The sequence below is a fragment of the Pseudomonas arabinosi genome, assembly GCF_047758675.1.
GTDB classification, from domain to species: domain Bacteria; phylum Pseudomonadota; class Gammaproteobacteria; order Pseudomonadales; family Pseudomonadaceae; genus Aquipseudomonas; species Aquipseudomonas arabinosi.
In genome coordinates, this window is the sequence record NZ_CP180480.1 from 5,662,501 (window position 1) to 5,688,219 (window position 25,719).

Here is a 25,719-nt window from a genome sequence, read left to right on the forward strand (position 1 = left end):
ACCCATGAGGTTTTATCGGAGGGGTCATGAACTTCTAGAGGCCTTGAAATAAATGGTGTCCCAGGGCAGGTTCGAACTGCCAACCTTCCCCTTAGGAGGGCCATATTACGCCTAGCAAGACCGGGGCTAACCCTATGTACAATGGGCGTCATAGTCCGGTTGCGTCCGAAAAGACTGAGCCATATAGTGAGTTTTGCTGCCACAGCGCTGTCACGGATCGAAAACCTTGAAAACCAAAATAACTCAGCGACTAATCAACAGCCTCGTGACCGAGCAGAAGGCATACCGGGTTCACGACACGACCCAACCGGGCCTGTTCATACGCGTCCTACCCAGCGGCCATAAATCCTTCATGGTGACCTGGGGACGCAACAAGAACGCCACGCTCGGTCGCGTTGGTGTGCTGACGCTCGACCAAGCCAGAACTGAGGCAGCGCAGTACCTTGCGGATGCTCACGCCCATGGCGAACCCCTGGCCGTCACCCAAGGCCGCAAGGGCGCAGCCCTACCCTCGTTGAGAGAGTTTGTGGATCAGCACTACATGCCATGGTTCAAGGCCCACCATCGAGGACATAAAAAGACCCAACACACTCTGGACAACAACTTTACCAACATCATGGCGCAACGCATTGATGCGATTACCAATCGGGATCTCGAGCAGATTCGTACAGCCTGGCTGCAAGCAGGCAACGCTGCCTCCACCGTCAATCGGAAGATGGGAAGCATCAGCGGGGTATTCAGTCGAGCGGTAGAGTGGGAGTTCATCAGTGAGCACCCGTTGGCGAAGTTGAAAGCTCTCAAGGTCGATTCAAAGGGTCAAGTCCGCTATCTGACTTCCGATGAATCTAAGCGCCTAAGAGAAGCCCTCGACGCGCGACAGGATGAAGCCCGGGCCGAGCGGGAAAGAGCGAACAAGTGGCGAGCAGATCGTAAAAAGGAGCAGATGCTGGACTTCCAGTGCCTAACGTTTACCGACCATCTAAAGCCGATGGTAATAGTCTCGCTCAACACGGGAGTAAGGCGTGGCGAGCTTTTTGATCTCAAGTGGCCATCGGTCAACTTTACTACTAAGACGATAACGATCATTGGCGACACGACCAAAACAATCGAAACGCGGCATATACCTATGAACCAAGAGTCGCTGGCTACGCTAAAAGCATGGAAGGAACAGTCGAGCGAGGTAGGGTATGTTTTCCCAGGGCAAGGCGGCGAGCGCATGGACGACGTTAAAAGCGCTTGGCTAAGGTTGTTGGAACGCGCCCAGATCATCGGCTTTCGATGGCATGACATGCGTCATGACTTCGCTTCGCGCCTCGTGATGGCTGGCGTCCCCCTCAACACAGTGCGCGACCTACTGGGGCATTCAGACATCAAGATGACGCTTCGCTATGCGCACTTGGCACCAGGTACAAAAGCCGCAGCGGTTGAGCTCATCTAGTCACCATAGCCTTTCATTTTTTTGTAATAGTCATAGGGGAGATCGACTAGGTCATTGACTCTCATGAATGCCGCGAAGTCCTCTATGTAACGCCATTCCTTTCTGACCAACGCCAGATTCACGAACTGCTTTTCGATCTCCCCACCCCATATGGCGGTGTAGCCGTTCAGGTCGCCGAAGAGATCGTATTCACCCTTGAAGTAATCCGAGCCAATCACTACCTGCGCCTGGCGAGCCAATGTTTCGCCACAAAATTCGGGGCCGATTGTGCCCGCTCTCAGCTTGAAAAGTACCTCATCCTCATCCCATACCGCGTCAAAAACCTCCATAAAATTTATCTGGGAATTTGAGGGCATTAACCCTCCCCAGAATGGATTTTTTTCTACAAAAATCCCGTTCAGTCCCTCCTCTACAAAATCCTCCAAGACCTTGACGATCTTTTCATCCAGCTTGCTGGCGGCGATGTCCAAGGCTGCCTTGAGCCTCGGCTCGATCCGCGCTGAAATCACAACCTTTTTAGACCTGTTTACCATCCGCCCCCCAAAAAACTTACAAACAAAACAGCTTGCATAAAATGTTACTTACAAATAATCTGCTTACGTCCTAACCAGTATCGTACAGTCCCAACGGACACTCAAGGAGAAACAAATGACCCAAGCTGAAAGCGTCAACTCGCTGTCCGTAAGCGTCGAGGAAGCAGCACGCCTTACGAGCCATTCGAGGTCAGGTATTTACGAAGTGATTGCTTCGGGTGACCTCAAAGCATTCAAGCTTGGACGGCGACGCTTGATTCTTATGACCGAGCTGAAGGCATGGATTGAGCGGGTAGCGAAGGATGGCGCCAGGTGATCGCGGCAGCGCCAAAGGGAGCAAAACAAGAAGGGATTCAAATATCACAGCGGCCTGACGAAAACAGGCCTGAAAGAAAAAGTGCCGAGTCAGTGTTTCGACCACTGACCCGACCCACCGCACAGAACTCTTAGGAAAAACCATGCGACCACTGAATTCTACTCTTCTGCTGAAGAACGATGCCAGCACTACCCCCCATGCACCTAAACATTCGCCGGCTTCTGACCTCGCGACAGTTGAAGGAGCATCAGCATGAAAATCACCATCTGCCTGTTTGATCGTGCCGGCCAATCACTTGGACAGCTAACACTGGCATCGAACACTTTCGTGGTCGATCTCGAAGCTCTTCGCAGCATCGGTGCCTGGCGCGTGGGGATCAACAAATGAACCGTCCCTACAGCATGTCGGAGGCAGACTTTTACAAGCTAGAGGCCGTGCGCGATTCAATCGCACTGGTGCAAATACTGGCAGGGGAAGTACAGCGACCAACCACATATACCCCCCAGATGATTGCCGCCTTCCTGGTGCTGATCGAGGAGCACATTTCTGTGGTGATTAAGTCAGTGAGTGGCACATTTTCGACGCGCTGAACGATTCAGTGCAGCTCGGGGTGAAAAGGATTCGCTCAAAAAGCTGAATACTTCAGCCGCCAGGGAAGCAGACAAACATAAGTCCTTTACCCGGGATGCCAGGCAACAAAGTCCTGCGCCCTTCTCCTTTTAAGGAAAGTTAGTGATGAACACTTTTCTAAAGCGCCTTGATGCGTTGACGGGATCGGCTTGTCTGAAAAAAGCCATTCATACCCTGCACCAGGACAAACAAAACACTCATGACGGGTACGTGGAGCCCGTTCACACCTACTACCAAGTCGGTGACCAGCAAAGCGTCCAGGCAGGCGACTAGGAAGAAAATCATGATGAAGCCTAGCCCTGTTGATCTGATCCGACACGCAGCGCAGCACGCCCTGAGCGCAGCGGAAACGCTACTGCCTGAATGGTTTCCCAGTGGGTCGCGAAAAGGCCGCGAGTGGGTGGCTGCCAACATTGCTCGTGGGGATCGGCAAGCCGGTTCCTTCGGCGTTTCGCTCGACTCTGGTCGTTGGAACGACTTTGCCGACAGTGGTGCCCATGGCGGCGATCTGGTGTCGCTGCTGGCCTACCTGCGCGGATGTGGGCAGTTGGACGCAGCAAAGGAAATTGACGAACGCCTGCGCCTGGGCCTGTTCAATCTCACGGCTGCCGATGCTCAGCAGCTCCAGGAACGCCGCCGACAGGCCGAACGCGAGCGCGCATCGTGGCGTCTGCGTGAGCAGCAGCTCCAGGAGGAGAAAAACCTTGCGGCTGTCCGCCAGGCGTCGCAGCTCTGGAAGATGGCGAAACCCGCCGATCCACTGCACACCTACCTGGTCGCCAAAGGTGTGCAGCCGTATTTATTGCGCCAGTTGGGCCAGGGCCGTCTGTTGGTTCCGCTCTGCGATGACGGGCGCCTGGTCAATCTGCAAATCATCATGCCGGACGGCGGAAAACGCTTTTTAAAGGGTGGCCGTGTCCAGGGCTGCTACGCGCCACTGGGCAAGTTTTCCGAAGGTTGCCGCCTGTATGTCTGCGAAGGCTGGGCCACTGGCGCAACCCTGCACAAAGACACCGGGAGTCCGGTGGTTTGCGCAATGAACGCGGGCAACCTCAAGCCGGTGGCCGTGGCAATGCGTGAGCGCTACGGCGCAACGCTGGATCTGGTGATCGCCGGTGATGACGACCGCAAGACCATTGGAAACCCGGGAAAACGCGCTGCCAACCAAGCAGCTCGCGCAACCGATGCCCGTGTGGTTTTCCCCGAATGGCCCGCTGATGCCCCGTCCGATCTATCCGACTTCAACGACCTGTGCCTCTGGCTTACAGGTCAATCCAAAGAGAGCCGCAAGGTATGAGCACTCACGAAAAAACGTCCACCCTGAGCCTGGTTGGCGATCCAGTCATACCGGCACCTGAAAAGCTGGAGCGGCCACGTTATGCCGTCTACGAGCACCCTCGCACAATCGAGGGCAGGACATACAAGCCAGGCACCTGGTATCACGGCTTGAAGCAAAGCGGGCCGGATGAAAAGGCCATTCCCGTAGATCACTGGATCTGCACGCCGTTAAACGTCGAAGCCGAAACGGTTAACACGGAGGACGGCACGATTGGGCGGCTGCTCTCATTCAGTCACCGGGGAAAGCGTATCGAGTGGGTCATGCCCATGGAGGCGCTGGCCGGTAAGGGTGACGAGGTCATGAAGGTTCTGTTGGGCCGGGGCCTGGTCATCGAGCACCATCAACGACGCCAGATCATTCCTTACCTGGCTAGCCACCAATCGCCCGTTTTGGTGATTGCGACCACCACCAAGCCTGGCTGGCATGAGTCGGGGGCGTTTGTGCTGCCCTCTCGCGTCATTGGCGGCGATAACGTGCGTTTCCAGGACTCTGGCAAGGCAGCGAACATATTCACCTGCAAGGGCTCTATCAGCGGCTGGCAGGCCGAGATTGCAGCGCGTTGCCTGGGCAATCCCGTTTTGATCCTGTCGGTCTGCTGCGCCTTAGCAGGGCCTCTGCTCGCCAAGGTGGGGGTGAATGGGGGTGGTGTGCACCTGGTAGGGGATTCGTCGAGTGGCAAATCGCTGGCACAGCTCTTGGCTGCGTCTGTGTGGGGCAATCCAGGCAGTTTCGCGGCGTCATGGGACGTATCGAAAGGCGGTGTCGAAATTGAGGCCGCTTCGCGCAACGACACCATATTGATCCTGGATGAAATCAAACGAGCCGACCCCAAGCGTGTTCAGGAAATGGCCTACGCGATTGCCAACGGCATGGGTAAAGGCACCATGACCCGTGAACGCGAAGGGCGCGCCAAATTAACCTGGCGCGTGCTCGCTCTCTCCAGCGGCGAGCGGTCATTGTCAGACCATGCCGCTATCGGGGGCAGCAACGCACACGCTGGTGCCGAGCTACGCATGGTGGATGTGAATGCAGGAACTCGCACACACCGTGCCTTTGATGATGTGCACGGTCTGACCGGGCAAGAGTTCCACCGGACGCTTAACGATGCTGTCTCTCAGAACTACGGCCATGTAGGCCCAGCATTTGTGGAGTCTCTGATTCAACAACCCGAGGATTGGCACAGCGCCTTCCGACAGGAGCGGCAGGCCTTTGGTACAGAAAGCTCACAGGCTGGCCGGGTTGCGGATCGCTTTGCAATTATGGCGCTGGCAGGAGAACTGGCTATCCGTCGCAAGCTGGTCAACTGGCCGGAAGGTACAGCCACCAAAGCCTGTCGCCTCTTATTCAATGAATGGCTCTCAACAATGGGAGACGGCAACGCAGAGGATCGCCAAATCCTGCGTGGCATCGCTAACTTCATTGACTTGCACGGCGACAGTCGCTTTTCCGAGTTCCGTCACTCAGGCACCACGACTGTACATAACCGTGCCGGTTACTACGAAGTCGATGGTGGGTCTCGCCTCTACCTGTTCAACAATCCGGGACTGACAGAGGCTGCTATCGGTTTCAATCTGCAGAGGATTGTTCGTGCACTCCAGGGCGCGGACGCGCTTGCCAAGGTGGACACTGAGGCAGGCCAGAAACGCAGTAAAAAAAGCTTCACCATGCCGGGTGGAGGTAAGTCGCGTTTTTATGTGATCGATCCCGTAAAACTCGATCAGGAAGGCGCAGGACAATGAGCCGTCTGCACGCCAGACGGTCGCTCTCAGTTGTCGTAGTGAACCGCTTCCCTTTGTCGTAGTGAACCACTTCCCTTGAAACCTTAGAGCGAAGGCGCGCGCAGTTGCCAAGCTGCTTATGGACTAGCAACTGCCGGGAACGGTATTTTTTACAGGGAATGCAGGGAATGAGGGAATGAGCCAGTAAATACGGGGCTTACAGCATTCCCTTAATAGACTAGAGAATAGGGAATAGGGAATACAACTCTGTTTAATAAGGGCTTTCCCCTCTCAAAAATTCCCTTGAAAAAAAGGCAGGGAACGGAACTATGCTCTGAAAGCCCCGGTTTAGAGCGGTTATCCCTCAATTCCCGGAATCCCTGCACTTTTCGAAATCAGACACGGTAAAGGGGGGGGCGCGTGGTTTTTGTTGACGGAATGTCGGGAAGTTGATCTAGAAAAAAAATAGTGATGCAGACGGCGGACATTCAGGCACGACCAAGCCGGTGAACTCATCGCCACTTGGCGAGCGGTTCTGCCGTCGTCAGCGTCGAAAAATTGCTATCACTTTTCGCGCTCGATCTGCGTACCAGGTCAAAAATTGCTAGCAAGGAAAAAACGTAATGAAAGAACAGAAAAAAGTGCTCACCATCCGAGACCCATCGCCCTTTTTGATCCTGCAAGCCAAGGCCATTACAGGAAAGGCCACTGGCAGCCAAGCATTCATTGCAGGTATCGAATTGATGATCCGGCAATCCGAGCAAATCGCCGATATGAGAGACGACAACCGCAAGCTTCGGGAGCAGCTTCACATCGCGCAGGGCCTGCTCCGGCAGATCACACCGATGTGCGTTCAGGTCGCCGAGCTGGCGGGGCAGAAAGACTGGCTGTTCGACGACCAATAGGCTCGTTGGCAGGCCCTGTATGAAAGACCCCACCAGCTTTCCTTCGGCGTCTTTAGTTTTGCCCTCATGCACACGTCACAGGATGTCAGGCGGATACTTTTCATCTCTGGCTGGATTTATACCGCCAGCCTGATTAATTAGTTCAAGAGTCGTCCAAGGGCCAGTACGCCCACGAAATAGGCGCACACCCTGATCTATTAATGTCCGTTCAACATCCGAACGCCTTTGATATCCCGTGATGCACTGAAGATCTTCAAAGGTCAAAACCCCTGGTACAACTCTGCTCATGTCAACAGACCCAGCTGCTCAAATATTTGAAGTCTTTCATGACTAGGTAGCTCTTGAAGGCGCTCAAGCAAAGAATCATTAACTTCCTTAGCAGAAGAATTAACGCTGTGAGAAAACTGAAAACTCATCACAAAAGAATGCCCACACCTAGGATTCAAACATAAACAGTAAAGTTTCTTTAACTCTAAAGACACCTCCTCGACCTGAGAAATCAATGCTTTCCCCTCGCACTCACGACAAATAACTCTCATTAATCTCACTCAACTTTGTTAAATCGACAATTGTATTGTGTTAAAATCAACATGTAAACACGGCATGTTGCGCAACTTCATGTCGAACGCATTTAAAGAAAGTTATCACTACTACTCATGGAGGCGCTTAATGCCCCGATCACTTGTTTCTTCTTGGAAGCGTGTCGCCATCAGTGGCCCGACTGCCGACGGCCGAGAAATCAAACCTCAGGAACTACGCGACTGCGCAGAAACCTACAAATCATCGACGTACACCGCTGTGATTTGGGTTGAACATCAGCGCTGTAATGGTGCCCACGGGACTGTCTTCGCGGCGCGCCTGATTGACGACGACCCCTCATTTGGGAAAGGCCAAGTGGCCTTGGAAGTACAGATGAAACCAAATTCCCGACTACTCAAGTTAAACAGTGACGGGGAGAAGTTATTTTCCAGCGTGGAGATTACGCCTAACTTTGCGGGCTCGGGGAAGGCCTATATGACCGGCCTGGCCGTCACTGATGAACCTGCCAGTCTTGGCACTCAGGAACTTTACTTTTCCAAACAAGCCAACAAGACCACCTACCGCACTGCGTCCGCGCCACTGCAATCAGCGCCAATCAATAAGGCACTGGCAGTCAGCCTGGAGCGTATTAAGCGGGATATGAGATTGCACACTTATGCAATTAAAGAGCGTCGAGAGCTAGCCAGCAAATCCAAGTCGGGCCGACGAGTGCTTTAGCGTGCCCCCACCTTGGCGCACGCAACATTGATTAAATTACTAAGGAATATCGACATGAAACTCACCACTATTGATCGCGAAAGCCTTGCACCAGAACTACTGGAGCGCGTGGCTTGTTTCGACGCAAATAAGGATGTTTACGTTAGCTTGCAAAAGCAGCTAACGGAAGTTACCCAAGAAAGCCAGCGGCTCAAGCAGAAAGCCTCTGAGCTTGAAGGGCAAGCCAATCGCACCGATGCGGCTTGGAATGCCTTGGCCAAATCAGCCACCATCGACCAAGACAAAATCAATGAAGAAATTGAACGCAGCGCCCAACTCAGGAAAGAGGCTCAAGCGTTACGTGTCACCGCCGAAGCGAGAGCCGGCATTGAAAACAACTTGATTGTTCGAGTGGCTGAGGCTCGTCTGAAGCTGGTAAGTGATCCTAGTGTGATTAATAAGGCGCACTGGCAAGCTCAGCTTGAAAAAATGTTTGCCCAGGAAGGCATGCGAGAAAGCCTGATGGAGATGTTCGCTTTGTCCCGCGCCTTGTTCCTCGGAAGCCTTAAAGAGCACGATGGTTTATTGCGTGGCTGTAATAGCATGAGAGAGCGACAAGCAAAGACGAACGAACTCACCTGGAGGGCTTTCGGTAAAGACCTTGAGAAACTGTTTGGCGATGATGGGGAACATGCACAGGCACCATCATTGGTAACCATGCCGCCCGCAGTATTGAAAGAAGTGTTAGTGAACACTCCTGGTGAGTTGCGAAAACTTCAGGTCGTACACGCCGCGTCCTGAGATTCAACAGTCAGTCAGTTTAGGAGTCTCGCATAGGCTCAGATCGTAGGAGCCCAACGTGAGTAAGCTGGATCGTTTCATGCGGGAAAGGGAAGTGCTCGATGTCACCTCCTTTTCTCGAACCACCCTCTGGCGAGTTATCAAAAGCGGGCAGTTTCCCAGACCTGTCCGAATCTCACCAGGGCGTGTCGGATGGCGTGAGTCAGCAATCATTGCCTGGCAGGAAAGTCCTGCTGAGTGGTGCCAAGTCAAGGCCGTGTAAGCGGCCTCAATTCCCACCTTCGCTTTGCCGCCCCACCCGTAAGGCCTGTTGGTTTCGGCGACGCTCAAAAAAGCTGTTTTCAGCCCCGCCCCGAATGGGCGAAAGCTGTGTTTTCGATTGCACCACCGCAAGCGCTCGCACGAAGAGAAATGCAATCGACACCCCCCGAAAGCAGGGCTGAAAGCCTTGCTCCATATGGCCGGCACGCTTTCCATTCGCTTCCGCCTCTTCACGAATACAACCAAAAAAACAAGCCATTCACTTTGAGAAAACTCCGCCGCCCCCCTATTGCCGTTGGGTTTGGTGTCTTGAAACGTAGTCAGGAACGACACGCTGCCTGTGCAAGGTTTTTGCATTTCTTTGCAAAACTTTGCACAAAATGAAAAGGCCAATCGCCTGCCAAGGCCCGCAGCCAGTCTAGGCTGGCGCCCCGATTGCATTACCTTGAGATTTGCACAAAAAAATCACACAGAGCGCGTCGGCGGGAGGGGGATAAGTGCTTTTTCAAGAAGATTTATTTTCGCTGCCGTTTTTTTTCGCTATTGGCCTATGTGACTAGATTTACTCGTCTCACGCTGCCTGGCGCTGTTGAGCTGTCTCAGTGGAGCAACGCTAGCCAGGCTGCAAACGACCGAACCCGCCCAGTGGGGGGTTGTCGTTTTCAGCGTTAGAGATTAGGCGATGCGCTCAGCCAAGCGTGAACTCCTGATCGTGGCGAGCTTCTCGCGCCAGGGCTTTGTCATTGGCCAGACTGCTCTCAAGCATTTTTAGACGATGCTCCAGGGCGAACTTTTCAGCGGCGAGCACCACCGCTTTCTGCTCCGCCTCACTGGCGTGGCTCACCAGGTCGTCAATGCTCCTGGAGCGCCGATCCAGATCCACCTCTCTGCTGCGCAGCTGGTGCTCCCGCCGTTCTATTTCTCGCTGCCGATCTTCCACCAGTGACGCTGCTTTTTTCACAGCACGCGCACGTGAGAGCACTGCCTGTTTTGAACGTGCGTGACGAGCTGCGCCCTGGGCATTGGCGCTGGCCACGGCTTCGGCTCGTTGCCAGGCTTCAGTCTTCACGCCGACAACCGCGGCTGCATAGTCGCGAGGCTTCAGCGCCGGCGCTTCGCCTACTGCTGCCATGGTCGAATAGAACGCCGACACCGCTTCATGTTTCGCCTTCGAACCCTCCACGCCGCGCTCCAACCCACGCTGCGCACCAACCTTGGCATGGAAGCTGGTTTGCATCGCTCTGAGCTTCTCAGGCCCTCCGAGGAAGTCACGGCACGACAGCCTCCTGTCTGCTGTCATAGGCACAACGTAAACGACCATATGCGGCGTTGATTCATCCAGGTGGATGGTCGCACTGAGGACATTCGCTGCACCGTGGCGCGCCTTCAGCCACTTCAACGCATCGGCAAAGTAACCGTCCCCCATATCATCCAGACGTCCGCCGTGACGCTTGAAAGCTTCAGGGGACGCGGTGACCAGGTACTCAATCGCGAGCACCGCATCCTTGCGCCTTTTCGTCGGCAACGTGCGCACCAGGGCAGCGAGTATCTGCTCCGATCCTTTGGCCCCCACCGTTCGGTTTCGCCCTGTGAGTGCGGGATCTGCATTCGGGGTGGGCTGCATCCTGAACGTGTGCTGTGCCGACCTCGACACCGCTCCCATGGTCTTGAGTTTCTTCGCCCTGATGATTGCGTAAGCCATAGCGCTTCTCCGTCGCTTTTAACTGCCTTATCAGTCAGTTAAGCGCTTGGAGCATCACCCAATGCAACCCCCAGTTTGAACAAACTGAAGGCGGCAATGTGTAACCCACTACACATCACTTCGTGATGGTGGGCCCTGCTTCGCATGGAGTGAAGCAACAACAACGCCGGACTCAGTCCCAGCTCAGCATTTGAAAGCGAGCGCGTCGCTACGTGAATTCTGAGAAACCAACAGGGTTATTCCCCGATGGTTTTCACTGTTAGATGCCTCCGCCACAGGCTGCATCAGATATCAGCATGAGCATGAGCATTTCGGAGCACCCAATCTTGAACACATCACAATACTCAGGAAACGGGTTTGGCCATGGCCTGAGGTCAGGAACAAAAAAGCCCCACCGAGCATCTCCCGGTGGGGCTTTCTTTGGCCTGCTGCTGCCACCCTGCTGTCACGAAGAAATTCAGCTGTCAGGAGAATGGCTTGAGAGGCCCGGATTATATGGTGTCCCAGGGCAGGTTCGAACTGCCAACCTTCCCCTTAGGAGGGGGATGCTCTATCCAATTGAGCTACTGAGACACAGATCGACCACGAAGAAACGCGATGCAATGGACGGCGTGCATGTTAACGGGCAGGCCTGCTTTTGTCATGTCGTCCGTTGGGCTTTTTAAGTGTAGGCAGACGCCTCGCAGGAGCGTGGCTTTGTTTACCGTGCAAATTGCATCACCGCAAAAGGCCATCATTGCAAAATGCAATGCAGGCATCTCGATGAAATATCTTAATTCATTGTTTTTAAAGGATTTAATTCCCGTTAGACTCTTGGCATGCGGGCTGCTTGAGCTGTTCTCGGAGAACAACGGAGGCAAGCCTCATGAACAGCGCCCTTTTACTCTCGATCGCAATCGCTTTGGCGATTCTGCTGGGCTTCCATTTTGTCCCAGAGAGCGGTGTAGATCCGGTTGCTCAACGAATGCCTCATTACCTTCAGGTACAAAGAGCGCCTCAACTGGCGGTAATGAGCGACCAGCGCAGCTTTGTCAGCCAAGAGGTGAGCCAGGAGGGCATTTTACTGCCGGCTCAGTCTTCAGAACGCTTGGTATTTTGAATCACCCCCATCAGGAGCACCGCATGTCCAAATCAGCCGCAGGGTTTTTCATCCTGGCCTTACTGAGCGGCATTCTTCATCTGTTAGTGGTCCAGGATACGGTCCTTACCCTGCCTTTGATCGCCAGCGGCGTGTTCGGGGCGCTGTTTGTGCTGGCGCTGATTGCGGGGCGCAAGATCAAGTTCGACCCGGTACTGCGTTAATCCTCAACAGATCCATTAAATTGGCAACTGTGGCGGACAGCTCCCCTGAATTGTCGAGTCGATGGATCCGCGCGTCTCCGCTTGAACTCTCCGCCGTGAATAACCCGTTGCGGTACAGCCTCGCTTCAATCTCCGCATAACTCTCGCGACCACGGCGCAGCAGACGCTCTCGCAGGACTTCATCCTTGACCGTCAAAAGAACCGGCAACAGCGTTGGATACTGGTGCAGCGCCTGAGCCAGATGGCCACGAGAACCGTTGACCAAGACATGCCGACCGTCATTGAGCCATTGATCTATGTCGACCGGAATACCGTAATCCAGGCCATTGGCGCTCCAGTACAGCGCGAAATCGCCCTCGACTCTGTGTTGCTCGAACTCTTCCCGGGAAACGCCAATCGCATCCTCGCCCACTGATTCAGCCGAACGCGTAATGACCCGACGCACCACTTCACAATTGAGCGCCTGCAACGGCTCGCGCGCGGCTTCGATGAGGCTGTCCTTGCCGGACCCAGAAGGCCCCATCAAGTAAATCAACCTGCCATCCATCCTGAAATCACCTCCCACCGCACGTCCTCCCCTAGTAAATCGGCCAATTGCCACTATCCTGTACAAGTAAGGAACACTGATCGAATCTGCACAGCATGCGCCTTCAGGCGTCCTAGGACATCACCTGCCGGGCAAGAGGATGCGGTCAGTAATACGGACCTGAGCAAACTTTTCAAACCAGTCCGCATTTCTGATAATTGGTGCTGGCATAACGCCTTTATCCAGTTCAATATTTGTCACAGAATTGACGCCAATGAACTGGCTACTTTGAGGCATGATGCGAGTCTCTATCAATTCAGGTTGAACATTTGGCCAGACCGCTTGTCCTATCAGACATCCTGCGGCCAATCCCGAGAACCGCTCCCCTGAACTAACCGGTTAAATATATGCGCCCATTGAAACAGGCAATTTATTCCAGCCGTACGGCTGACAAGTTCGTCGTACGTCTGCCAGACGGAATGCGTGAACGCATTGCCGAGGTGGCTCGCAATCATCATCGCAGCATGAACTCCGAAATCATCGCACGCCTTGAGCAGAGCCTTATTCAGGAAGGCGCGCTGGGCGAAGAATTGAGCATGCGCCTGGACAGCCCGGAGCTGTCATTGCACGAACGCGAACTGCTGCAACGCTTCCGCCAACTCTCCCACCGTCAGCAGAATGCTCTAGTTTCGCTGATTGCGCATGATGCCGAAATTGCCGCAGACGCTTCCTGATTTCATCGTAAAGTTCAAGCCAGCTTAATCGCTGGCTTTTTTTTACCTGAAATTCGGGCAAAAAAAACCCGCCGATTGGCGGGTTTTTTACGTTTGTAAGTCAGAGCAGGAAGATCGTCGCCAGCCCGAGAAAGATGAAGAATCCGCCGCTGTCTGTCATGGCGGTAATCATCACGCTGGCGCCCATTGCAGGATCGCGCCCAAGCCGCGCCAGGGTCATGGGAATCAACACCCCCGCCAATGCCGCCAGCAACAGGTTGAGCGTCATGGCAGCGGTCATCACCACACCCAGAGACCAACTGCCATATAGCAGATAGGCGACAATGCCGATCACACCGCCCCACACCAGGCCATTGATCAGCCCGACCGCCAATTCCTTGCGCATCAGGCGCGAAGTATTGCCGGTACTGACCTGATCCAGCGCCATGGCCCGAACGATCATGGTGATCGTCTGGTTACCCGAGTTACCGCCGATACCCGCCACGATCGGCATCAGTGCCGCCAATGCCACCAATTTCTCGATGGAGCCTTCGAAAAGACCGATCACTCGGGATGCGATGAACGCGGTGATCAGGTTAACTGCCAGCCAGGCCCAACGGTTACGCAGGGATTTCCAGACTGACGCAAAAATATCTTCCTCTTCACGCAGACCCGCCATGTTGAGAACTTCGTTTTCGCTCTCTTCACGGATCAGGTCGACCATTTCATCGATGGTCAGACGGCCGATCAGCTTGCCGTTTTTGTCGACTACAGGCGCCGAGATCAAGTCGTAACGTTCGAACGCTTGAGCTGCGTCATAGGCGTCTTCATCCGGATGAAAACTCACCGGATCGCTGGCCATGACTTCAGAAACCTGTTTTTCCGGGTCGTTGACCAGCAAACGCTTGATTGGCAGCACGCCCTTGAGCACGCCGTCGTAATCAACCACAAACAGTTTGTCCGTGTGGCTAGGCAGCTCCTTGAGGCGCCGCAGGTAACGCAAAACCACTTCGAGACTGACATCCTCACGGATCGTCACCATCTCGAAGTCCATCAGTGCACCGACCTGCTCCTCGTCGTAGGACAACGCAGAGCGCACGCGCTCACGCTGCTGACCATCGAGGGTTTCCATCAGCTCGTGGACGACATCTCGCGGCAGCTCGGAGGCCAGGTCAGCAAGCTCGTCGGCGTCCATGTCCTTGGCCGCAGCCAGGAGCTCGTGATCGTCCATGTCGGCGATCAGCGTTTCACGAACCGAATCGGATACTTCGAGCAGAATGTCGCCGTCGCGATCGGCCTTGACCAATTGCCAGAGCGTCAGACGATCGCCCAGCGGCAAGGCTTCAAGGATGTAGGCGACGTCGGCGGAGTGCAGATCATCGAGCTTGCGTTGCAACTCGACGAGGTTTTGCCGGTGAACCAGGTTCTCGACCCGGTCGTGATGCGGACCTTCCTGGCGGTGAGTCAGGTCTTCGACCACTCGCTGGCGCTGCAGCAGCTCAACAACTTGAGCGAGGCGGTCCTGCAAGCTTTCCTGCGTTTTCTTTACTTCAACTTCAGACATAGGCGAACTCCACTCCCAGCAGCGGGGCACGCCGGAAGGATCAATCAGTCAATTCATGATTGGAAAAACGGGGTACTGAGTAACTACTGGGTAAGTCCATGGAGGTATTCCACAAGCCCCGGCGGGGCTGACGGGCGCAATGATACACCGCCCGACGGTTTAAAACGTTAAAAAATCGTGGCTGAAACAAGCGCTTGCAAGACAAACCTGAGCGCTGCGTGATCCATCAAACTGCGACGACTCATCCTGAAAAGAAAACACACCACAGCCGAAAAATGTAACGACTACCCTTGAGTTGGACCGTCACGGAGGACGTTTAATGCCATCCAATGCATTTTGTTTTTTGTTGATCACCCTGCTCTGCCCGTCGCCCTGGGCGCTTGCCACGACCGTTCACCGCTGCGAGGCGGCCGACGGACGCGTTACCTTCACTACGCTGAGCTGTAAGGCCGGAGACAGCCTTTCGCTACAGGATGTCCGCACCTTCACACCGGGCAGCGTGACCGCTCTCATGCCGGAAGCCGGAAATCGCGAAACATCAGGTATGAAAGTCAAAAGGAGAGATCCGACCGTCGTCGGCAAGACCGAGGACAAATGTGGAAATCTCATCAGCGCTAAAGAACGCCGCGAAGCGATCATCAATCAGCGGGTTGTTGCCGGCATGAGTCAGCAGGATGTCGATAGCGCCCTTGGCAAGCCAGACAAGATCAGTATTCGCAATTCGGCCACGAGCTACCGTTACGACACCCAGCGAGGTCGTAGCGCACACGTCGAGTTCGATGAGAAAGGATGCACCAAAGGAAAAGCCAAATCCCAGACGGCAAAAAGCCCGCGTTAAACGCGGGCTTTTTGGTGTTTGGTGCACTCGACAGGATTCGAACCTGTGACCGCTCGGTTCGTAGCCGAGTACTCTATCCAGCTGAGCTACGAGTGCATTTGTGTTTTTAAACCAGACCACAACTGGCTGAAGCAAAGTCGCTCGCATTACTGCAAACAACTCTTAAATGGTGCACTCGACAGGATTCGAACCTGTGACCGCTCGGTTCGTAGCCGAGTACTCTATCCAGCTGAGCTACGAGTGCATTTGTTGCCGCGCATTATAGGCCGTCTAATCTCTATGTCAAACACTTTTTCTAGTAATTTCAACAACTTACCGAAAAAGCCAGATTACAACGTACTACGCAAATAATGGCGGAGAACGGGGGATTCGAACCCCCGACACCCTTTTGAGGTGTACTCCCTTAGCAGGGGAGCGCCTTCGGCCACTCGGCCAGCTCTCCGCAACACGGGGCGTATATTAACCAGCTTCTTCCCCGTTTGCAAACATAAAAAACGATAAAAATTAATGGCTTGGTTCTTCGTCCTTCTCTTTCTTTATACGCAGGTAAATTTCCTCACGGTGGACCGCAACCTCTTTCGGGGCGTTGACACCGATACGCACTTGATTTCCTTTGACGCCGAGCACGGTCACGGTGATTTCGCCATCACCAATAATCAGGCTTTCTGCGCACCGACGAGTCAGAATCAGCATACCTTTCTCCTCACGCATTTCATTTCAGGGACAACAGTCTGCAAAAAAAAGGCACTCGACCTACAACCGGAGCGATCGCAGCCCTACATGCCTGAGTATTGACTAGCGCGAGCAAAAGAACAGCTTCGGGTCGCACCATTCAAAAAAACAAAAGGGCGCGGTCAGACCGCGCCCTTCGGTTAACGCATCACTCGCCCTGACGGACCGGTGCGTCCAGTTCGAAAGCCGTGTGCAGAGCGCGCACAGCCAGTTCCAGGTACTTCTCTTCGATCACTACGGAGACTTTGATCTCCGAGGTCGAGATCATCTGGATGTTGATGCTTTCTTTCGCCAACGATTCGAACATGCGGCTGGCCACGCCTGCGTGGGAGCGCATGCCGACACCGACGATCGACACCTTGGCAATCTTGATGTCGCCAACGACTTCACGGGCACCGATCTCGCGAGCGGTGTTTTCCAGCACGGTTTGCGCTGCCTGGAAGTCATTGCGATGCACGGTGAAGGTGAAGTCGGTGGTGTTATCGTGCGCAACGTTCTGCACGATCATGTCGACTTCGATGTTCGCGGCGCTGATCGGGCCGAGAATCTTGAATGCAACGCCCGGGGTGTCTGGCACGCCACGGATGGTCAGCTTGGCTTCATCGCGATTGAAAGCGATGCCGGAAATGATCGGCTGTTCCATGGTTTCCTCTTCATCAATAGTAATGAGGGTGCCCGGACCCTCCTTGAAGCTGTGCAGTACGCGCAGCGGAACGTTGTACTTGCCGGCGAATTCCACCGCACGGATCTGCAACACCTTGGAACCGAGGCTGGCCATTTCCAGCATCTCTTCGAAGGTAATCTTGTCCAGGCGCTGAGCCACGGACACCACACGCGGGTCGGTGGTGTAGACGCCGTCGACATCGGTGTAGATCTGGCACTCGTCAGCCTTCAAGGCTGCCGCCAGCGCCACGCCGGTGGTGTCGGAACCGCCACGACCGAGGGTGGTGATGTTGCCGTGCTCGTCGACGCCCTGGAAGCCGGCGACAACCACCACACGACCAGCCTTCAGATCGCCACGAATCTTCTGGTCATCAATCTGCAAGATACGCGCTTTATTGTGCGCACTGTCCGTCAGAATCCGCACCTGGTTGCCGGTGTAGGACACCGCTGGCACGCCACGCTTGATCAGCGCCATGGCCAACAGCGCAATCGTCACCTGCTCACCGGTGGAGACGATCACGTCCAGCTCACGAGGAACCGGTTGGCCGTCGCCACTGATTTTCTTGGCCAGATCGATCAGACGGTTGGTTTCGCCGCTCATTGCAGACAGCACAACCACCAGGTCATCGCCGGCTTCGCGGAATTTCTTAACCTTGTCGGCGACCTGCTCGATTCTCTCGACAGTGCCGACCGAGGTGCCTCCAAATTTCTGTACGATCAAAGCCATTTCAAAGCCGCCTCTGCCCATGAAGGGCGCCCAAATAATCACTCAAACAGCGTTCGGGCCCGCCACTAGACTGCGGGCCGGACACACTGCCTTATAAACCCTGCTCTACAAATGGAACAGTCAGGGCCAATGCCGCATCCAGTGCGCCAGCGTCAGTACCACCGCCTTGCGCCATGTCTGGACGACCACCGCCCTTCCCGCCCACTGCCGCAGCGGCTTGCTTCATCAAATCACCGGCTTTGAGTTGGCCAGTCAGGTCTTTGGTTACGCCTGCAACCAGAACGACCTTTTCCTCATGGACACTGCCGAGCAGGATCACTGCGCGGCCGAGTTTGTTTTTCAGTTGATCGACCAGCGCCAGCAGCGCCTTGCCGTCCTGACCGTCCAGACGCACGGCCAGCACTTTCACGCCTTTGACATCCAGGGCAGAAGCCGACAGATCGTCGCCCGCCGCGCTGGCAGCCTTGGCCTGCAACTGCTCGAGTTGCTTCTCCAGCAGACGGTTGCGCTCCAGCACAGCCGACAGCTTGTCGATCAGGTTGTCGCGGCTACCCTTGACCAGGTTGGCCGCTTCCTTGAGTTGTTCTTCTGCAGCGTTCAAGTATGCCAGCGCCGCGGCGCCGGTGACCGCTTCGATACGACGCACACCGGAAGCCACACCGCCTTCGCTGATAATCTTCAGCAGGCCAATGTCGCCGGTACGGTTAGCGTGGATACCGCCGCACAGCTCGACGGAGAAACTACCACCCATGCTCAGTACGCGCACATTGTCGCCGTACTTCTCGCCGAACAGCGCCATGGCGCCCTTCTGCTTGGCGGTTTCGATATCGGTTTCTTCGGTTTCAACTTCGGAGTTCTTGCGAATCTCGGCGTTGACGATGTCTTCGAGCGCCTTCAACTGCTCAGGTTTGATGGCTTCGAAGTGGCTGAAGTCAAAGCGCAGGCGCTGACTGTCGACCAACGAGCCTTTCTGCTGAACGTGGTCGCCCAGCACCTGGCGCAATGCCGCGTGCAGCAAGTGAGTCGCCGAGTGGTTCAGCGAAGTCGCGTGACGCACTTCGGCATCAACATGAGTTTCTACCGGCGCGCCGATGGTCAGGCTGCCCGACGCCAGCACGCCGTGATGCAAGAAGGCGCCACCGGTTTTGGTGGTATCGCGTACGTCAAAGCGTGCGTTGCCGACCTGAAGGAAACCGCAGTCGCCAATCTGACCGCCGGATTCAGCGTAGAACGGCGTCTGGTTCAGTACGACCACACCCTCTTCGCCTTCGCTGAGTACGTCGACCGACTGGCCATCTTTATAGAGACCAACGATTTTCGCCGAACCTTTGGTCGCTTCATAACCGGTGAATTCGGTAGCCACATCAACCTTGACCAGGCTGTTGTAGTCCATGCCGAAGGAGCTGGCGGAACGGGCACGGACGCGCTGGGCTTCCATTTCGCGCTCGAAGCCTTCTTCGTCGATGGTCAGGCTGCGTTCGCGAGCGATGTCGCCGGTCAGGTCCATCGGGAAACCGTAGGTGTCGTAGAGTTTGAACACTACGTCGCCCGGCACTACGTCGCCTTTGAGCTCGGCCAGATCCTGTTCCAGGATTTTCAGGCCCTGCTCCAGGGTCTTGGCGAACTGCTCTTCTTCAGCCTTCAGTACGCGCTCGATGTGCGCTTGCTGGGATTTCAGCTCAGGGAAGGCTTCGCCCATCTCGGCGACCAGTGCCGCAACGATCTGGTAGAAGAAGCTGCCCTTGGCGCCCAGCTTGTTGCCGTGACGGCAAGCGCGACGAATGATCCGGCGCAGCACGTAGCCGCGACCTTCGTTGGACGGCAGCACGCCGTCAGCAATCAGGAAACCGCACGAACGAATGTGGTCGGCAACGACTTTCAGCGAAGCCTGAGCGTCGTTGGTGCAGCCGATGGCCTTGGCCGATGCAATCAGCAGGCTCTGGAACAGGTCGATTTCATAGTTCGAGTGAACGTGCTGCAGCACGGCACTGATCCGCTCCAGGCCCATGCCGGTATCGACCGACGGCGCTGGCAGCGGGTGCAACACGCCATCGGCGGTGCGGTTGAACTGCATGAACACGTTGTTCCAGATTTCAATGTAACGGTCGCCGTCTTCTTCCGGTGAGCCCGGTGGGCCGCCCCAGATGTCGGCGCCGTGATCGTAGAAAATCTCGGTGCAAGGACCGCACGGGCCGGTATCGCCCATGGTCCAGAAGTTGTCGGACGCGTACGGCGCGCCTTTATTGTCGCCGATACGAACCATGCGCTCGGCCGGAACGCCGATTTCCTTGGTCCAGATGTCGTACGCCTCGTCATCGCTGGCGTAGACGGTAACCCAGAGCTTTTCTTTCGGCAGGTTCAGCCACTTGTCGGACGTCAGGAAGTTCCAGGCGTAGGTGATCGCGTCGCGCTTGAAGTAATCACCGAAGCTGAAGTTACCCAGCATTTCGAAGAATGTGTGGTGACGGGCGGTATAACCGACGTTTTCCAGGTCGTTGTGCTTGCCGCCGGCGCGCACGCATTTCTGGCTGCTGACTGCGCGGGTGTACGCGCGCTTTTCCTGGCCCAGGAAACAGTCCTTGAACTGGTTCATCCCCGCGTTAGTGAACAGCAGGGTTGGGTCGTTGCCCGGAATCAAAGAGCTGGAGGCTACACGGGTGTGGCCTTGCTCTTCGAAGAAGCGAAGGAAGGCTTCACGGATTTCTGCGCTTTTCATTATGTTCTTCCACGGAGGCTGCGGCCAAAGGCCTGTGCGAAACGTCAACAGACGAAGCGACGGCAAAGGGCCGCATTATATCGGCCCTGCGCGCGGGGTACAGCGTGTTTATACGATAGAAACGGTCAATTGGACCGCTAACGCTATCAGTTGCGCGAAAACTCGACGAATGTCGCGACGACCTGCTCGATTTGAGCGCGGCTGACGTCCATGTGCGTGACCATGCGCAGACGTCCGGCAGCGCTGAGCTTGATCCCGCGTTCGGCGGCAAACGCCTTGATGGCCTCGGCCTTGTCGCCCATCTGCACGTAAACCATGTTGGTCTGCACCGGCTCGACCTCATAACCCGCGGCTCGCAAGCCTTCGGCCAGCAACTGGGCATTGGCGTGGTCGTCAGCCAGACGCTGAACATTGTTATCCAGCGCGTACAAACCTGCTGCCGCCAGAATCCCGGCCTGGCGCATGCCGCCGCCGACCATCTTACGCAGGCGTCGCGCCTTAGCGATCAATTCGACCGAGCCGCACAGCACCGAACCGATCGGCGCGCCCAGGCCTTTGGACAGGCAGACCGAGACGGAATCAAAGTGTTGAGTGATTTCCCGGGCATCGACACCCAATTTGACCGCCGCGTTGTACAGCCGCGCGCCGTCCAGGTGCAGCTGCAACCCATGTTCACGGGTAAAGCTTCGAGCCCGCTCCAGATACTCCAGCGGCAAAACTTTGCCCTGCATGGTGTTTTCCAGCGCCAGCAAACGGGTACGGGCGAAGTGGAAGTCATCCGGTTTGATCGCCGCCGCGACGTGCGCCAGGTCCAGCGAGCCGTCGGCCTGCACTTCCAGCGGTTGCGGCTGGATCGAACCGAGCACCGCCGCGCCGCCACCTTCGTACTTATAGGTGTGAGCCTGCTGGCCGACGATGTATTCATCACCGCGTTCGCAGTGGGCCATCAAGCCCAGCAGATTGCTCATGGTGCCCGTCGGGACAAACAGCGCCGCAGCAAAACCCAACCGATTCGCAAGCTCGGCTTCCAGTCGATTGACCGTTGGATCTTCGCCGTAAACGTCGTCTCCGGTGGCCGCGCTGGCCATCGCGTCGAGCATCCCGGCGGACGGTTGGGTGACGGTGTCGCTGCGAAGATCGATAACGCTCATGAATCTGGCCTCGGTAAGCAGGGGAAATCCCTTTCAGTCAGGAGTTACTGCGGTCATGCCGACGAATAATCAACCCTTGGGCAGGAAAAGGCTTCCTGAACCGACGAAAAAGTCGATAGCAATCATCAAATAGCAGCAATGCACAGGTGAGAAATATGTGTTAAAAACGCTTCGCCGCCAAACAATCTGGCGGCAAAACGTTCTCAGGGCGGGGTGCAACTCCCCACCGGCGGTAATTGCGCGCAATGCGCATAGCCCGCGAGCGCTTGGCGACAGGCACGGCAATGGCTGTGATGGCGGCAAGGTCAGCAGACCCGGTGTGATCCCGGGGCCGACGGTCATAGTCCGGATGAAGAGAGAACGGGATTGGCGCCGCCTAGGCTCTGTACCAAAGCGCCGTCCGTAGGCATTTGTGCCCGCGTACCCTTAAATCCCATTCGATTCATATGCCCTGTTTTTTACATAAACAGGAGTCAGAACATGCAACCCACCGCAATCGATAGCAAAAGCAAAAACCATCAGGGCGAGCGCGTTGCGTTCATCCAGGCCTGCTGGCACAAGGAAATCGTCGATCAGAGCCGTAAGGGCTTTGTGGCCGAAATGATTGCTCAGGGTTATCAGGAATCGGAGATCGATTTCTTCGAAGTCGGCGGCGCCTTTGAAATTCCGCTGCACGCCAAGCTGCTGGCCAAATCCGGTCGTTATGCCGGCATTGTCGCGGCGGGCCTGGTGGTCGACGGCGGGATCTACCGCCACGAATTCGTCGCCCAGTCGGTGATCAGCGGCTTGATGCAGGTCCAACTGGAAACCGAAGTGCCGGTGTTCTCGGTGGTTTTGACCCCGCATCACTTCCATGCTGGCGAAGAACACCAGAAATTCTTCTTCGAGCACTTTGTGCATAAAGGCCAGGAAGCGGCGAAGACGTGCGCGGATACGCTGCACAAGCTGCGTGCGTTGCGTCGTAGCGAGCCTCGCGCGGTAGCTGTCTAAAACACCTCTGGCCTGAGTGAAGTCTCTGGCGTCACTCAAATCAATGTGGGAGCGGGCTTGCTCGCGAAAGCGGTTTAACATTCAACGCATTTGTTGACTGTCAGTCCGCTTTCGCGAGCAAGCCCGCTCCCACATTTGTTATGCGTTGCTCTCAGGCGAGGTTTTCGTCGGTAGTCGGCACAATCAGGATGCCGGCGCGCAGGCCGTTCTTGACCTTGGGGTTCGGGAAGATGATCCGGGCCCCCTCCTCCTCAATGATCCACCGGGTCTGGGCGATGTCTTCGGCCAGCAGGTAACCCACCGCCAACTCCGAAAAGTTCTCGATGTCTGCTGGCAGGTTCAAGCGGAAGCTATCACTGTGCTTGATAATTTCTCGCGCCACGCTAAACAGCTGCAAACCGTCCAGCGCTTCTTCAGTCTGAACTGGTTCGTTGCCTTCGATTATCTGTTTGAGGCGGGTTTCCAACAGATCGACGTTGACCCCATCGTTCTGCCCGAATGGCCGCGCCTTACCCAGCTCGAGGGTAAAGGACTCCGCACCGAGCTTGTCGTAGGTATAGGAGCTGAAAACGATGGACGGCTTGTTTTGCAGCAGCACCGCTTCCATGCCGGCAGCGCGCAGGCGCGCCAGTTCCAGGCGTGAATGCTGACGGCCTTCTTTCCAGGGATACAGCGCGAACTGCTCGATTTTTGAACCGCGAATGGCCGTGTGCAGGTCGTAGTGCAGACGGTTACGATCCGGCAGGCTGAAGAAACTCGCCGCCAGCCGCTCCAGTTCACACGCGCGCAGGGCTTCGGAGCCGCTGCTTTGTTCGTGACGGCCGTTGAACAGCCGATTGACGTCCTGCTCGATGAAACGCTCGCCTTTGCGAATCGCTTCCGGATTGCCGAACAAGAACAGAATACGTGTACGCGGCTTCAAGTCGCCGCGGGCGATGTCGTGCAACAGGCGATCGAGCAACTCGATCGGGGCTGTTTCGTTGCCGTGGATGCCGGCCGATAGCAGCAGGTCCAGGCCATTGTCGCGAACTTCAGGTGGCCGGACTTCCAGCGCACCTTCGCTCAACCAGCGCATGCGCACGCCTTCGACAGTCAGTTGAGTCTTCTCCGCCGGTTCGCGGCCGGCGAGGGTCAGTTCAAGCAGTTTGCCGAGGGCGAGCATAGAGCGGTTTCCTTAGTGGTCGTGTGCGCAATCCGGGCCGTGCACGTGGTCTTCGTCACCGACTTCAGCCGGCTCCATTTCCAGTTGCAGACTTACCAGATTAGTCGCCAATGGGCGCAGCAGCAGGTTTGCGTATTCAGCGTCACCTTCTTCGACGTCCACGCCGATCAGCAATTGGCCGCGGCCGTCCTGCTGGATCCACAGCTCTTTGCCTTGCCACATGACCGCAACGCGGGTGCAGGAAGTTTCCAGTTGCGTGCCGTCGGTGTCTTCAAGGATCAGCTGCAGGGTATCGCTCATGTTTTTTACGCTCTCGACGTTCAATTGATCTGGAATGGATAAACCGCGCCCAGTTTAAGGATTTGCGTCAGTTCATCCAGTGCCGTCCGGCACTCAAGCAGCAATTGCGGGTCCGCGAGATCGTTTTCGGTCATGCGGTCGCGGTAGTGCTTGTCGACCCATTCGGTCAGGGTGCCGTACAACGGTGCCGTCATGATAACCCCTGGGTTGACGGCCGCCAGTTCGGTTTCGTTGAGCGCGACGCGCAGTCGCAGGCAAGCCGGGCCACCGCCGTTCTGCATGCTCTGCTTCAAATCGAACACTTTCACTTCGCGGATCAGGCCGCCGGTGCTGGTCAACCCTTGCAGGTACTGCCAGACACGCTCGTTGCCACGGCATTCTTCCGGCACGATCAACAGCATCGAGCCGTCAGGACGTGAAAGCAGTTGGCTATTGAACAGGTAGGAACGAACGGCGTCTTCCACGGTGACCGCGGAACGCGGTACGCAGATCGACTGAAATTTCCCACCGACTTTGGCGAGTTTGCTCTGCAATTCGGCCAGCATCTGTTCGGTGTCGAGGAACGCGTCCTCGTGATAGAACAGCACCTCGCCATTACCCACCGCGATCACATCGTTGTGGAACACGCCCTGATCGATCACCGAAGGGTTCTGCTGAGCGTAGACCACGCCGTCATCGCTCAAGCCGTGCAAGCGGGCAACCGCCTGGGAGGCTTCGAGGGTCTGGCGGGCCGGGTATTTCTGCGGTGCAGGGTAACGGGTGTCGAACGCGCTGCGACCGAACACGAAGAACTCGACGCCGGCTTCGCCATATTCACGGCAGAAACGGGTGTGGTTGGCTGCGCCTTCGTCTCCGAACTGCGCCACGGCTGGCAATGCAGCGTGGTGAGCGAAGTGTTTCTGGTCAGCGAACATTGCCCCCAGCACGCGACTGGTGGTCGGGTGTTCAATGCTGCGGTGATATTTGCAGTTCAGGTTGGCCGCGGTGAAATGCACACGGCCATCCGCAGTGTCGGCACTCGGGCTGACAGTGGCGGCGTTGGCTACCCACATGCTCGACGCCGAGCAACTGGCGACCAGCAACGGCATCGCATCTTTGGCCGCTTGCTCGATCACCTGAGCGTCGGTGCCGCCGAAACCCAAACGACGCAGGGCTGCCACGTCCGGGCGTTCCTGGGGTGCCAGCACGCCCTGTTGAAAGCCCATTTCCATCAGCGATTTCATTTTCGCCAGGCCTTGCAGCGCGGCTTCCTTCGGGTTCGAAGACTGCTGGCTGTTGCTCTGGGACGCGACGTTGCCGTAGGACAAACCGCCGTAGTTATGGGTCGGCCCCACTAGACCGTCAAAATTGACTTCATAGGATTTCATCAGCGAGGCTCCACGAGAATCTGTTGTTATAGGCATCAGTAACTAACTGTTCAGTGCGACCGAGTCGCGGCCATCGCGAGCAAGCTCGC

At 56.0% G+C, this 25,719-nt stretch carries 29 protein-coding genes, 4 tRNA genes, 1 pseudogene and 1 riboswitch; of the genes and pseudogenes, 16 read left to right on the plus strand and 18 right to left on the minus strand.

Annotated elements, in window-relative coordinates; translation table 11 throughout:
* The first annotated feature begins 226 nt into the window (after positions 1-226).
* Positions 227-1,438, plus strand: a complete 1,212-nt coding sequence (locus tag ACMXYJ_RS26310) for a phage integrase (protein WP_415757517.1) — start codon at positions 227-229, stop codon at positions 1,436-1,438.
* Here the strand turns inward: ACMXYJ_RS26310 and ACMXYJ_RS26315 are convergent.
* Positions 1,435-1,971 (minus strand): hypothetical protein, encoded by a 537-nt coding sequence (locus ACMXYJ_RS26315; RefSeq protein ID WP_415757518.1) that lies wholly within the window; start codon positions 1,969-1,971, stop codon positions 1,435-1,437. The genes ACMXYJ_RS26310 and ACMXYJ_RS26315 overlap by 4 nt on opposite strands.
* 115 nt (positions 1,972-2,086) lie before the next feature.
* On the opposite strand from ACMXYJ_RS26315, the gene ACMXYJ_RS26320 reads away from it, so the two are divergent.
* The 7 genes from ACMXYJ_RS26320 to ACMXYJ_RS26350 all read left to right on the plus strand — a co-directional run bounded on the left by ACMXYJ_RS26320 (position 2,087) and on the right by ACMXYJ_RS26350 (position 6,879).
* Complete coding sequence (locus tag ACMXYJ_RS26320) at positions 2,087-2,287, plus strand: helix-turn-helix domain-containing protein (protein WP_415757519.1); 201 nt, start codon at positions 2,087-2,089, stop codon at positions 2,285-2,287.
* A gap of 252 nt (positions 2,288-2,539) precedes the next feature.
* Positions 2,540-2,674, plus strand: a complete 135-nt coding sequence (locus tag ACMXYJ_RS26325) for a hypothetical protein (protein ID WP_415757520.1) — start codon at positions 2,540-2,542, stop codon at positions 2,672-2,674.
* Positions 2,671-2,877 carry a hypothetical protein gene (locus ACMXYJ_RS26330; RefSeq protein ID WP_415757521.1) on the plus strand — a complete coding sequence of 69 codons (207 nt, stop codon included), beginning with the start codon at positions 2,671-2,673 and terminating at the stop codon, positions 2,875-2,877. The genes ACMXYJ_RS26325 and ACMXYJ_RS26330 overlap by 4 nt, the downstream gene beginning before the upstream one ends.
* 145 nt (positions 2,878-3,022) lie before the next feature.
* A complete protein-coding gene (locus ACMXYJ_RS26335) occupies positions 3,023-3,190 on the plus strand; it encodes a hypothetical protein (protein ID WP_415757522.1) in 168 nt (55 codons plus the stop codon).
* Between the two features lie 10 nt (positions 3,191-3,200).
* Entirely contained in the window at positions 3,201-4,214 is a 1,014-nt protein-coding gene (locus ACMXYJ_RS26340) for a toprim domain-containing protein (RefSeq protein ID WP_415757523.1), read from the plus strand.
* A complete protein-coding gene (locus ACMXYJ_RS26345; RefSeq protein ID WP_415757524.1) occupies positions 4,211-5,995 on the plus strand; it encodes a DUF927 domain-containing protein in 1,785 nt (594 codons plus the stop codon). Before ACMXYJ_RS26340 ends, ACMXYJ_RS26345 begins: the two co-directional genes overlap by 4 nt.
* A gap of 602 nt (positions 5,996-6,597) precedes the next feature.
* On the plus strand, positions 6,598-6,879 hold the full coding sequence (locus tag ACMXYJ_RS26350) for a hypothetical protein (RefSeq protein ID WP_415757525.1): 282 nt from the start codon (positions 6,598-6,600) through the stop codon (positions 6,877-6,879).
* Positions 6,880-6,954: 75 nt separating this feature from the next.
* On the opposite strand, the gene ACMXYJ_RS26355 is transcribed toward ACMXYJ_RS26350, so the two are convergent.
* Complete coding sequence (locus ACMXYJ_RS26355) at positions 6,955-7,167, minus strand: DUF4224 domain-containing protein (RefSeq protein ID WP_415757526.1); 213 nt, start codon at positions 7,165-7,167, stop codon at positions 6,955-6,957.
* Complete coding sequence (locus ACMXYJ_RS26360; RefSeq protein WP_415757527.1) at positions 7,164-7,418, minus strand: ogr/Delta-like zinc finger family protein; 255 nt, start codon at positions 7,416-7,418, stop codon at positions 7,164-7,166. Before ACMXYJ_RS26360 ends, ACMXYJ_RS26355 begins: the two co-directional genes overlap by 4 nt.
* 130 nt (positions 7,419-7,548) lie before the next feature.
* Between ACMXYJ_RS26360 and ACMXYJ_RS26365 the strand changes: the two are divergent.
* The 3 genes and pseudogenes from ACMXYJ_RS26365 to ACMXYJ_RS26375 form a co-directional block, all read left to right on the plus strand.
* Positions 7,549-8,001: pseudogene (locus ACMXYJ_RS26365) on the plus strand (GPO family capsid scaffolding protein); the annotation flags it as partial.
* 189 nt (positions 8,002-8,190) lie between these two features.
* Positions 8,191-8,916, plus strand: coding sequence for a hypothetical protein (locus ACMXYJ_RS26370; protein ID WP_415757528.1), 726 nt, complete (start codon positions 8,191-8,193; stop codon positions 8,914-8,916).
* A gap of 79 nt (positions 8,917-8,995) precedes the next feature.
* Complete coding sequence (locus tag ACMXYJ_RS26375) at positions 8,996-9,178, plus strand: helix-turn-helix transcriptional regulator (RefSeq protein ID WP_415760809.1); 183 nt, start codon at positions 8,996-8,998, stop codon at positions 9,176-9,178.
* A 687-nt stretch (positions 9,179-9,865) separates the two neighbouring features.
* Here the strand turns inward: ACMXYJ_RS26375 and mobV are convergent.
* Both mobV and ACMXYJ_RS26385 read right to left on the minus strand, forming a co-directional pair.
* A complete protein-coding gene (gene mobV / locus ACMXYJ_RS26380) occupies positions 9,866-10,879 on the minus strand; it encodes a MobV family relaxase (RefSeq protein ID WP_415757529.1) in 1,014 nt (337 codons plus the stop codon).
* Positions 10,880-11,375: 496 nt separating this feature from the next.
* A tRNA-Arg gene (locus tag ACMXYJ_RS26385) sits at positions 11,376-11,452 on the minus strand.
* Positions 11,453-11,744: 292 nt separating this feature from the next.
* On the opposite strand from ACMXYJ_RS26385, the gene ACMXYJ_RS26390 reads away from it, so the two are divergent.
* Both ACMXYJ_RS26390 and ACMXYJ_RS26395 read left to right on the plus strand, forming a co-directional pair.
* Positions 11,745-11,978, plus strand: coding sequence for a hypothetical protein (locus ACMXYJ_RS26390; protein ID WP_415757530.1), 234 nt, complete (start codon positions 11,745-11,747; stop codon positions 11,976-11,978).
* A 23-nt stretch (positions 11,979-12,001) separates the two neighbouring features.
* On the plus strand, positions 12,002-12,181 hold the full coding sequence (locus ACMXYJ_RS26395) for a PA3371 family protein (protein ID WP_415757531.1): 180 nt from the start codon (positions 12,002-12,004) through the stop codon (positions 12,179-12,181).
* Here ACMXYJ_RS26395 and phnN read toward each other — a convergent pair.
* Positions 12,156-12,728, minus strand: coding sequence for a phosphonate metabolism protein/1,5-bisphosphokinase (PRPP-forming) PhnN (gene phnN / locus ACMXYJ_RS26400; protein WP_415757532.1), 573 nt, complete (start codon positions 12,726-12,728; stop codon positions 12,156-12,158). The two genes, ACMXYJ_RS26395 and phnN, sit on opposite strands and share 26 nt — an antisense overlap.
* A gap of 120 nt (positions 12,729-12,848) precedes the next feature.
* Positions 12,849-13,004 (minus strand): hypothetical protein, encoded by a 156-nt coding sequence (locus ACMXYJ_RS26405; protein ID WP_415757533.1) that lies wholly within the window; start codon positions 13,002-13,004, stop codon positions 12,849-12,851.
* A 110-nt stretch (positions 13,005-13,114) separates the two neighbouring features.
* On the opposite strand from ACMXYJ_RS26405, the gene ACMXYJ_RS26410 reads away from it, so the two are divergent.
* Positions 13,115-13,441, plus strand: a complete 327-nt coding sequence (locus ACMXYJ_RS26410; RefSeq protein ID WP_095130992.1) for an Arc family DNA-binding protein — start codon at positions 13,115-13,117, stop codon at positions 13,439-13,441.
* 100 nt (positions 13,442-13,541) lie between these two features.
* Here the strand turns inward: ACMXYJ_RS26410 and mgtE are convergent, their stop codons facing one another.
* The gene (mgtE, locus tag ACMXYJ_RS26415; protein WP_415757534.1) at positions 13,542-14,984 is read right to left on the minus strand and encodes a magnesium transporter; all 1,443 of its coding nucleotides are present in this window, start codon (positions 14,982-14,984) and stop codon (positions 13,542-13,544) included.
* Between the two features lie 319 nt (positions 14,985-15,303).
* Between mgtE and ACMXYJ_RS26420 the strand changes: the two genes are divergently transcribed.
* Complete coding sequence (locus ACMXYJ_RS26420; RefSeq protein ID WP_415757535.1) at positions 15,304-15,822, plus strand: cell envelope protein SmpA; 519 nt, start codon at positions 15,304-15,306, stop codon at positions 15,820-15,822.
* 19 nt (positions 15,823-15,841) lie between these two features.
* Here ACMXYJ_RS26420 and ACMXYJ_RS26425 read toward each other — a convergent pair.
* The 7 genes from ACMXYJ_RS26425 to ltaE all read right to left on the minus strand — a co-directional run bounded on the left by ACMXYJ_RS26425 (position 15,842) and on the right by ltaE (position 21,811).
* Positions 15,842-15,918, minus strand: a tRNA-Arg gene (locus ACMXYJ_RS26425).
* A gap of 71 nt (positions 15,919-15,989) precedes the next feature.
* Positions 15,990-16,066, minus strand: a tRNA-Arg gene (locus tag ACMXYJ_RS26430).
* 107 nt (positions 16,067-16,173) lie between these two features.
* Positions 16,174-16,264 (minus strand) — tRNA-Ser (locus tag ACMXYJ_RS26435).
* Positions 16,265-16,326: 62 nt separating this feature from the next.
* Positions 16,327-16,515, minus strand: coding sequence for a carbon storage regulator CsrA (gene csrA, locus ACMXYJ_RS26440; protein WP_002554426.1), 189 nt, complete (start codon positions 16,513-16,515; stop codon positions 16,327-16,329).
* A 187-nt stretch (positions 16,516-16,702) separates the two neighbouring features.
* Entirely contained in the window at positions 16,703-17,944 is a 1,242-nt protein-coding gene (locus tag ACMXYJ_RS26445) for an aspartate kinase (protein WP_046045479.1), read from the minus strand.
* A 91-nt stretch (positions 17,945-18,035) separates the two neighbouring features.
* A complete protein-coding gene (gene alaS, locus ACMXYJ_RS26450; RefSeq protein WP_415757536.1) occupies positions 18,036-20,660 on the minus strand; it encodes an alanine--tRNA ligase in 2,625 nt (874 codons plus the stop codon).
* Positions 20,661-20,806: 146 nt separating this feature from the next.
* The gene (gene ltaE, locus ACMXYJ_RS26455; RefSeq protein ID WP_415757537.1) at positions 20,807-21,811 is read right to left on the minus strand and encodes a low-specificity L-threonine aldolase; all 1,005 of its coding nucleotides are present in this window, start codon (positions 21,809-21,811) and stop codon (positions 20,807-20,809) included.
* A 195-nt stretch (positions 21,812-22,006) separates the two neighbouring features.
* A riboswitch (FMN riboswitch) is annotated at positions 22,007-22,177 on the plus strand.
* A 114-nt stretch (positions 22,178-22,291) separates the two neighbouring features.
* On the opposite strand from ltaE, the gene ACMXYJ_RS26460 reads away from it, so the two are divergent.
* Positions 22,292-22,801, plus strand: a complete 510-nt coding sequence (locus tag ACMXYJ_RS26460; protein ID WP_415757538.1) for a 6,7-dimethyl-8-ribityllumazine synthase — start codon at positions 22,292-22,294, stop codon at positions 22,799-22,801.
* Positions 22,802-22,952: 151 nt separating this feature from the next.
* Here the strand turns inward: ACMXYJ_RS26460 and astE are convergent, their stop codons facing one another.
* The 3 genes from astE to astB are packed head-to-tail and all read right to left on the minus strand — an operon-like array spanning position 22,953 to position 25,630.
* Positions 22,953-23,963 carry a succinylglutamate desuccinylase gene (astE, locus tag ACMXYJ_RS26465; protein WP_415757539.1) on the minus strand — a complete coding sequence of 337 codons (1,011 nt, stop codon included), beginning with the start codon at positions 23,961-23,963 and terminating at the stop codon, positions 22,953-22,955.
* 12 nt (positions 23,964-23,975) lie between these two features.
* A complete protein-coding gene (locus ACMXYJ_RS26470; protein ID WP_033056735.1) occupies positions 23,976-24,263 on the minus strand; it encodes a hypothetical protein in 288 nt (95 codons plus the stop codon).
* 20 nt (positions 24,264-24,283) lie between these two features.
* Positions 24,284-25,630, minus strand: a complete 1,347-nt coding sequence (gene astB / locus ACMXYJ_RS26475; RefSeq protein ID WP_415757540.1) for an N-succinylarginine dihydrolase — start codon at positions 25,628-25,630, stop codon at positions 24,284-24,286.
* Positions 25,631-25,719: the final 89 nt, after the last annotated feature.

Excerpts from the sequence above, each read along its gene's own strand:
- phnN (WP_415757532.1), bottom strand. The coding sequence starts at position 12,728 with ATGGATGGCAGGTTGATTTACTTGATGGGGCCTTCTGGGTCCGGCAAG.
- ACMXYJ_RS26340 (WP_415757523.1), top strand. The coding sequence starts at position 3,201 with ATGATGAAGCCTAGCCCTGTTGATCTGATCCGACACGCAGCGCAGCAC.
- ACMXYJ_RS26350 (WP_415757525.1), top strand. The coding sequence starts at position 6,598 with ATGAAAGAACAGAAAAAAGTGCTCACCATCCGAGACCCATCGCCCTTT.
- ACMXYJ_RS26315 (WP_415757518.1), bottom strand. The coding sequence starts at position 1,971 with ATGGTAAACAGGTCTAAAAAGGTTGTGATTTCAGCGCGGATCGAGCCG.
- ACMXYJ_RS26355 (WP_415757526.1), bottom strand. The coding sequence starts at position 7,167 with ATGAGCAGAGTTGTACCAGGGGTTTTGACCTTTGAAGATCTTCAGTGC.
- ltaE (WP_415757537.1), bottom strand. The coding sequence starts at position 21,811 with ATGAGCGTTATCGATCTTCGCAGCGACACCGTCACCCAACCGTCCGCC.
- ACMXYJ_RS26325 (WP_415757520.1), top strand. The coding sequence starts at position 2,540 with ATGAAAATCACCATCTGCCTGTTTGATCGTGCCGGCCAATCACTTGGA.
- alaS (WP_415757536.1), bottom strand. The coding sequence starts at position 20,660 with ATGAAAAGCGCAGAAATCCGTGAAGCCTTCCTTCGCTTCTTCGAAGAG.
- ACMXYJ_RS26420 (WP_415757535.1), top strand. The coding sequence starts at position 15,304 with ATGCCATCCAATGCATTTTGTTTTTTGTTGATCACCCTGCTCTGCCCG.
- ACMXYJ_RS26470 (WP_033056735.1), bottom strand. The coding sequence starts at position 24,263 with ATGAGCGATACCCTGCAGCTGATCCTTGAAGACACCGACGGCACGCAA.
- mgtE (WP_415757534.1), bottom strand. The coding sequence starts at position 14,984 with ATGTCTGAAGTTGAAGTAAAGAAAACGCAGGAAAGCTTGCAGGACCGC.
- ACMXYJ_RS26410 (WP_095130992.1), top strand. The coding sequence starts at position 13,115 with ATGCGCCCATTGAAACAGGCAATTTATTCCAGCCGTACGGCTGACAAG.
- ACMXYJ_RS26370 (WP_415757528.1), top strand. The coding sequence starts at position 8,191 with ATGAAACTCACCACTATTGATCGCGAAAGCCTTGCACCAGAACTACTG.
- mobV (WP_415757529.1), bottom strand. The coding sequence starts at position 10,879 with ATGGCTTACGCAATCATCAGGGCGAAGAAACTCAAGACCATGGGAGCG.
- ACMXYJ_RS26330 (WP_415757521.1), top strand. The coding sequence starts at position 2,671 with ATGAACCGTCCCTACAGCATGTCGGAGGCAGACTTTTACAAGCTAGAG.
- ACMXYJ_RS26395 (WP_415757531.1), top strand. The coding sequence starts at position 12,002 with ATGTCCAAATCAGCCGCAGGGTTTTTCATCCTGGCCTTACTGAGCGGC.
- ACMXYJ_RS26360 (WP_415757527.1), bottom strand. The coding sequence starts at position 7,418 with ATGAGAGTTATTTGTCGTGAGTGCGAGGGGAAAGCATTGATTTCTCAG.
- ACMXYJ_RS26445 (WP_046045479.1), bottom strand. The coding sequence starts at position 17,944 with ATGGCTTTGATCGTACAGAAATTTGGAGGCACCTCGGTCGGCACTGTC.
- ACMXYJ_RS26345 (WP_415757524.1), top strand. The coding sequence starts at position 4,211 with ATGAGCACTCACGAAAAAACGTCCACCCTGAGCCTGGTTGGCGATCCA.
- ACMXYJ_RS26460 (WP_415757538.1), top strand. The coding sequence starts at position 22,292 with ATGCAACCCACCGCAATCGATAGCAAAAGCAAAAACCATCAGGGCGAG.
- ACMXYJ_RS26390 (WP_415757530.1), top strand. The coding sequence starts at position 11,745 with ATGAACAGCGCCCTTTTACTCTCGATCGCAATCGCTTTGGCGATTCTG.
- astB (WP_415757540.1), bottom strand. The coding sequence starts at position 25,630 with ATGAAATCCTATGAAGTCAATTTTGACGGTCTAGTGGGGCCGACCCAT.
- ACMXYJ_RS26405 (WP_415757533.1), bottom strand. The coding sequence starts at position 13,004 with ATGCCTCAAAGTAGCCAGTTCATTGGCGTCAATTCTGTGACAAATATT.
- astE (WP_415757539.1), bottom strand. The coding sequence starts at position 23,963 with ATGCTCGCCCTCGGCAAACTGCTTGAACTGACCCTCGCCGGCCGCGAA.
- csrA (WP_002554426.1), bottom strand. The coding sequence starts at position 16,515 with ATGCTGATTCTGACTCGTCGGTGCGCAGAAAGCCTGATTATTGGTGAT.
- ACMXYJ_RS26335 (WP_415757522.1), top strand. The coding sequence starts at position 3,023 with ATGAACACTTTTCTAAAGCGCCTTGATGCGTTGACGGGATCGGCTTGT.
- ACMXYJ_RS26320 (WP_415757519.1), top strand. The coding sequence starts at position 2,087 with ATGACCCAAGCTGAAAGCGTCAACTCGCTGTCCGTAAGCGTCGAGGAA.
- ACMXYJ_RS26375 (WP_415760809.1), top strand. The coding sequence starts at position 8,996 with ATGCGGGAAAGGGAAGTGCTCGATGTCACCTCCTTTTCTCGAACCACC.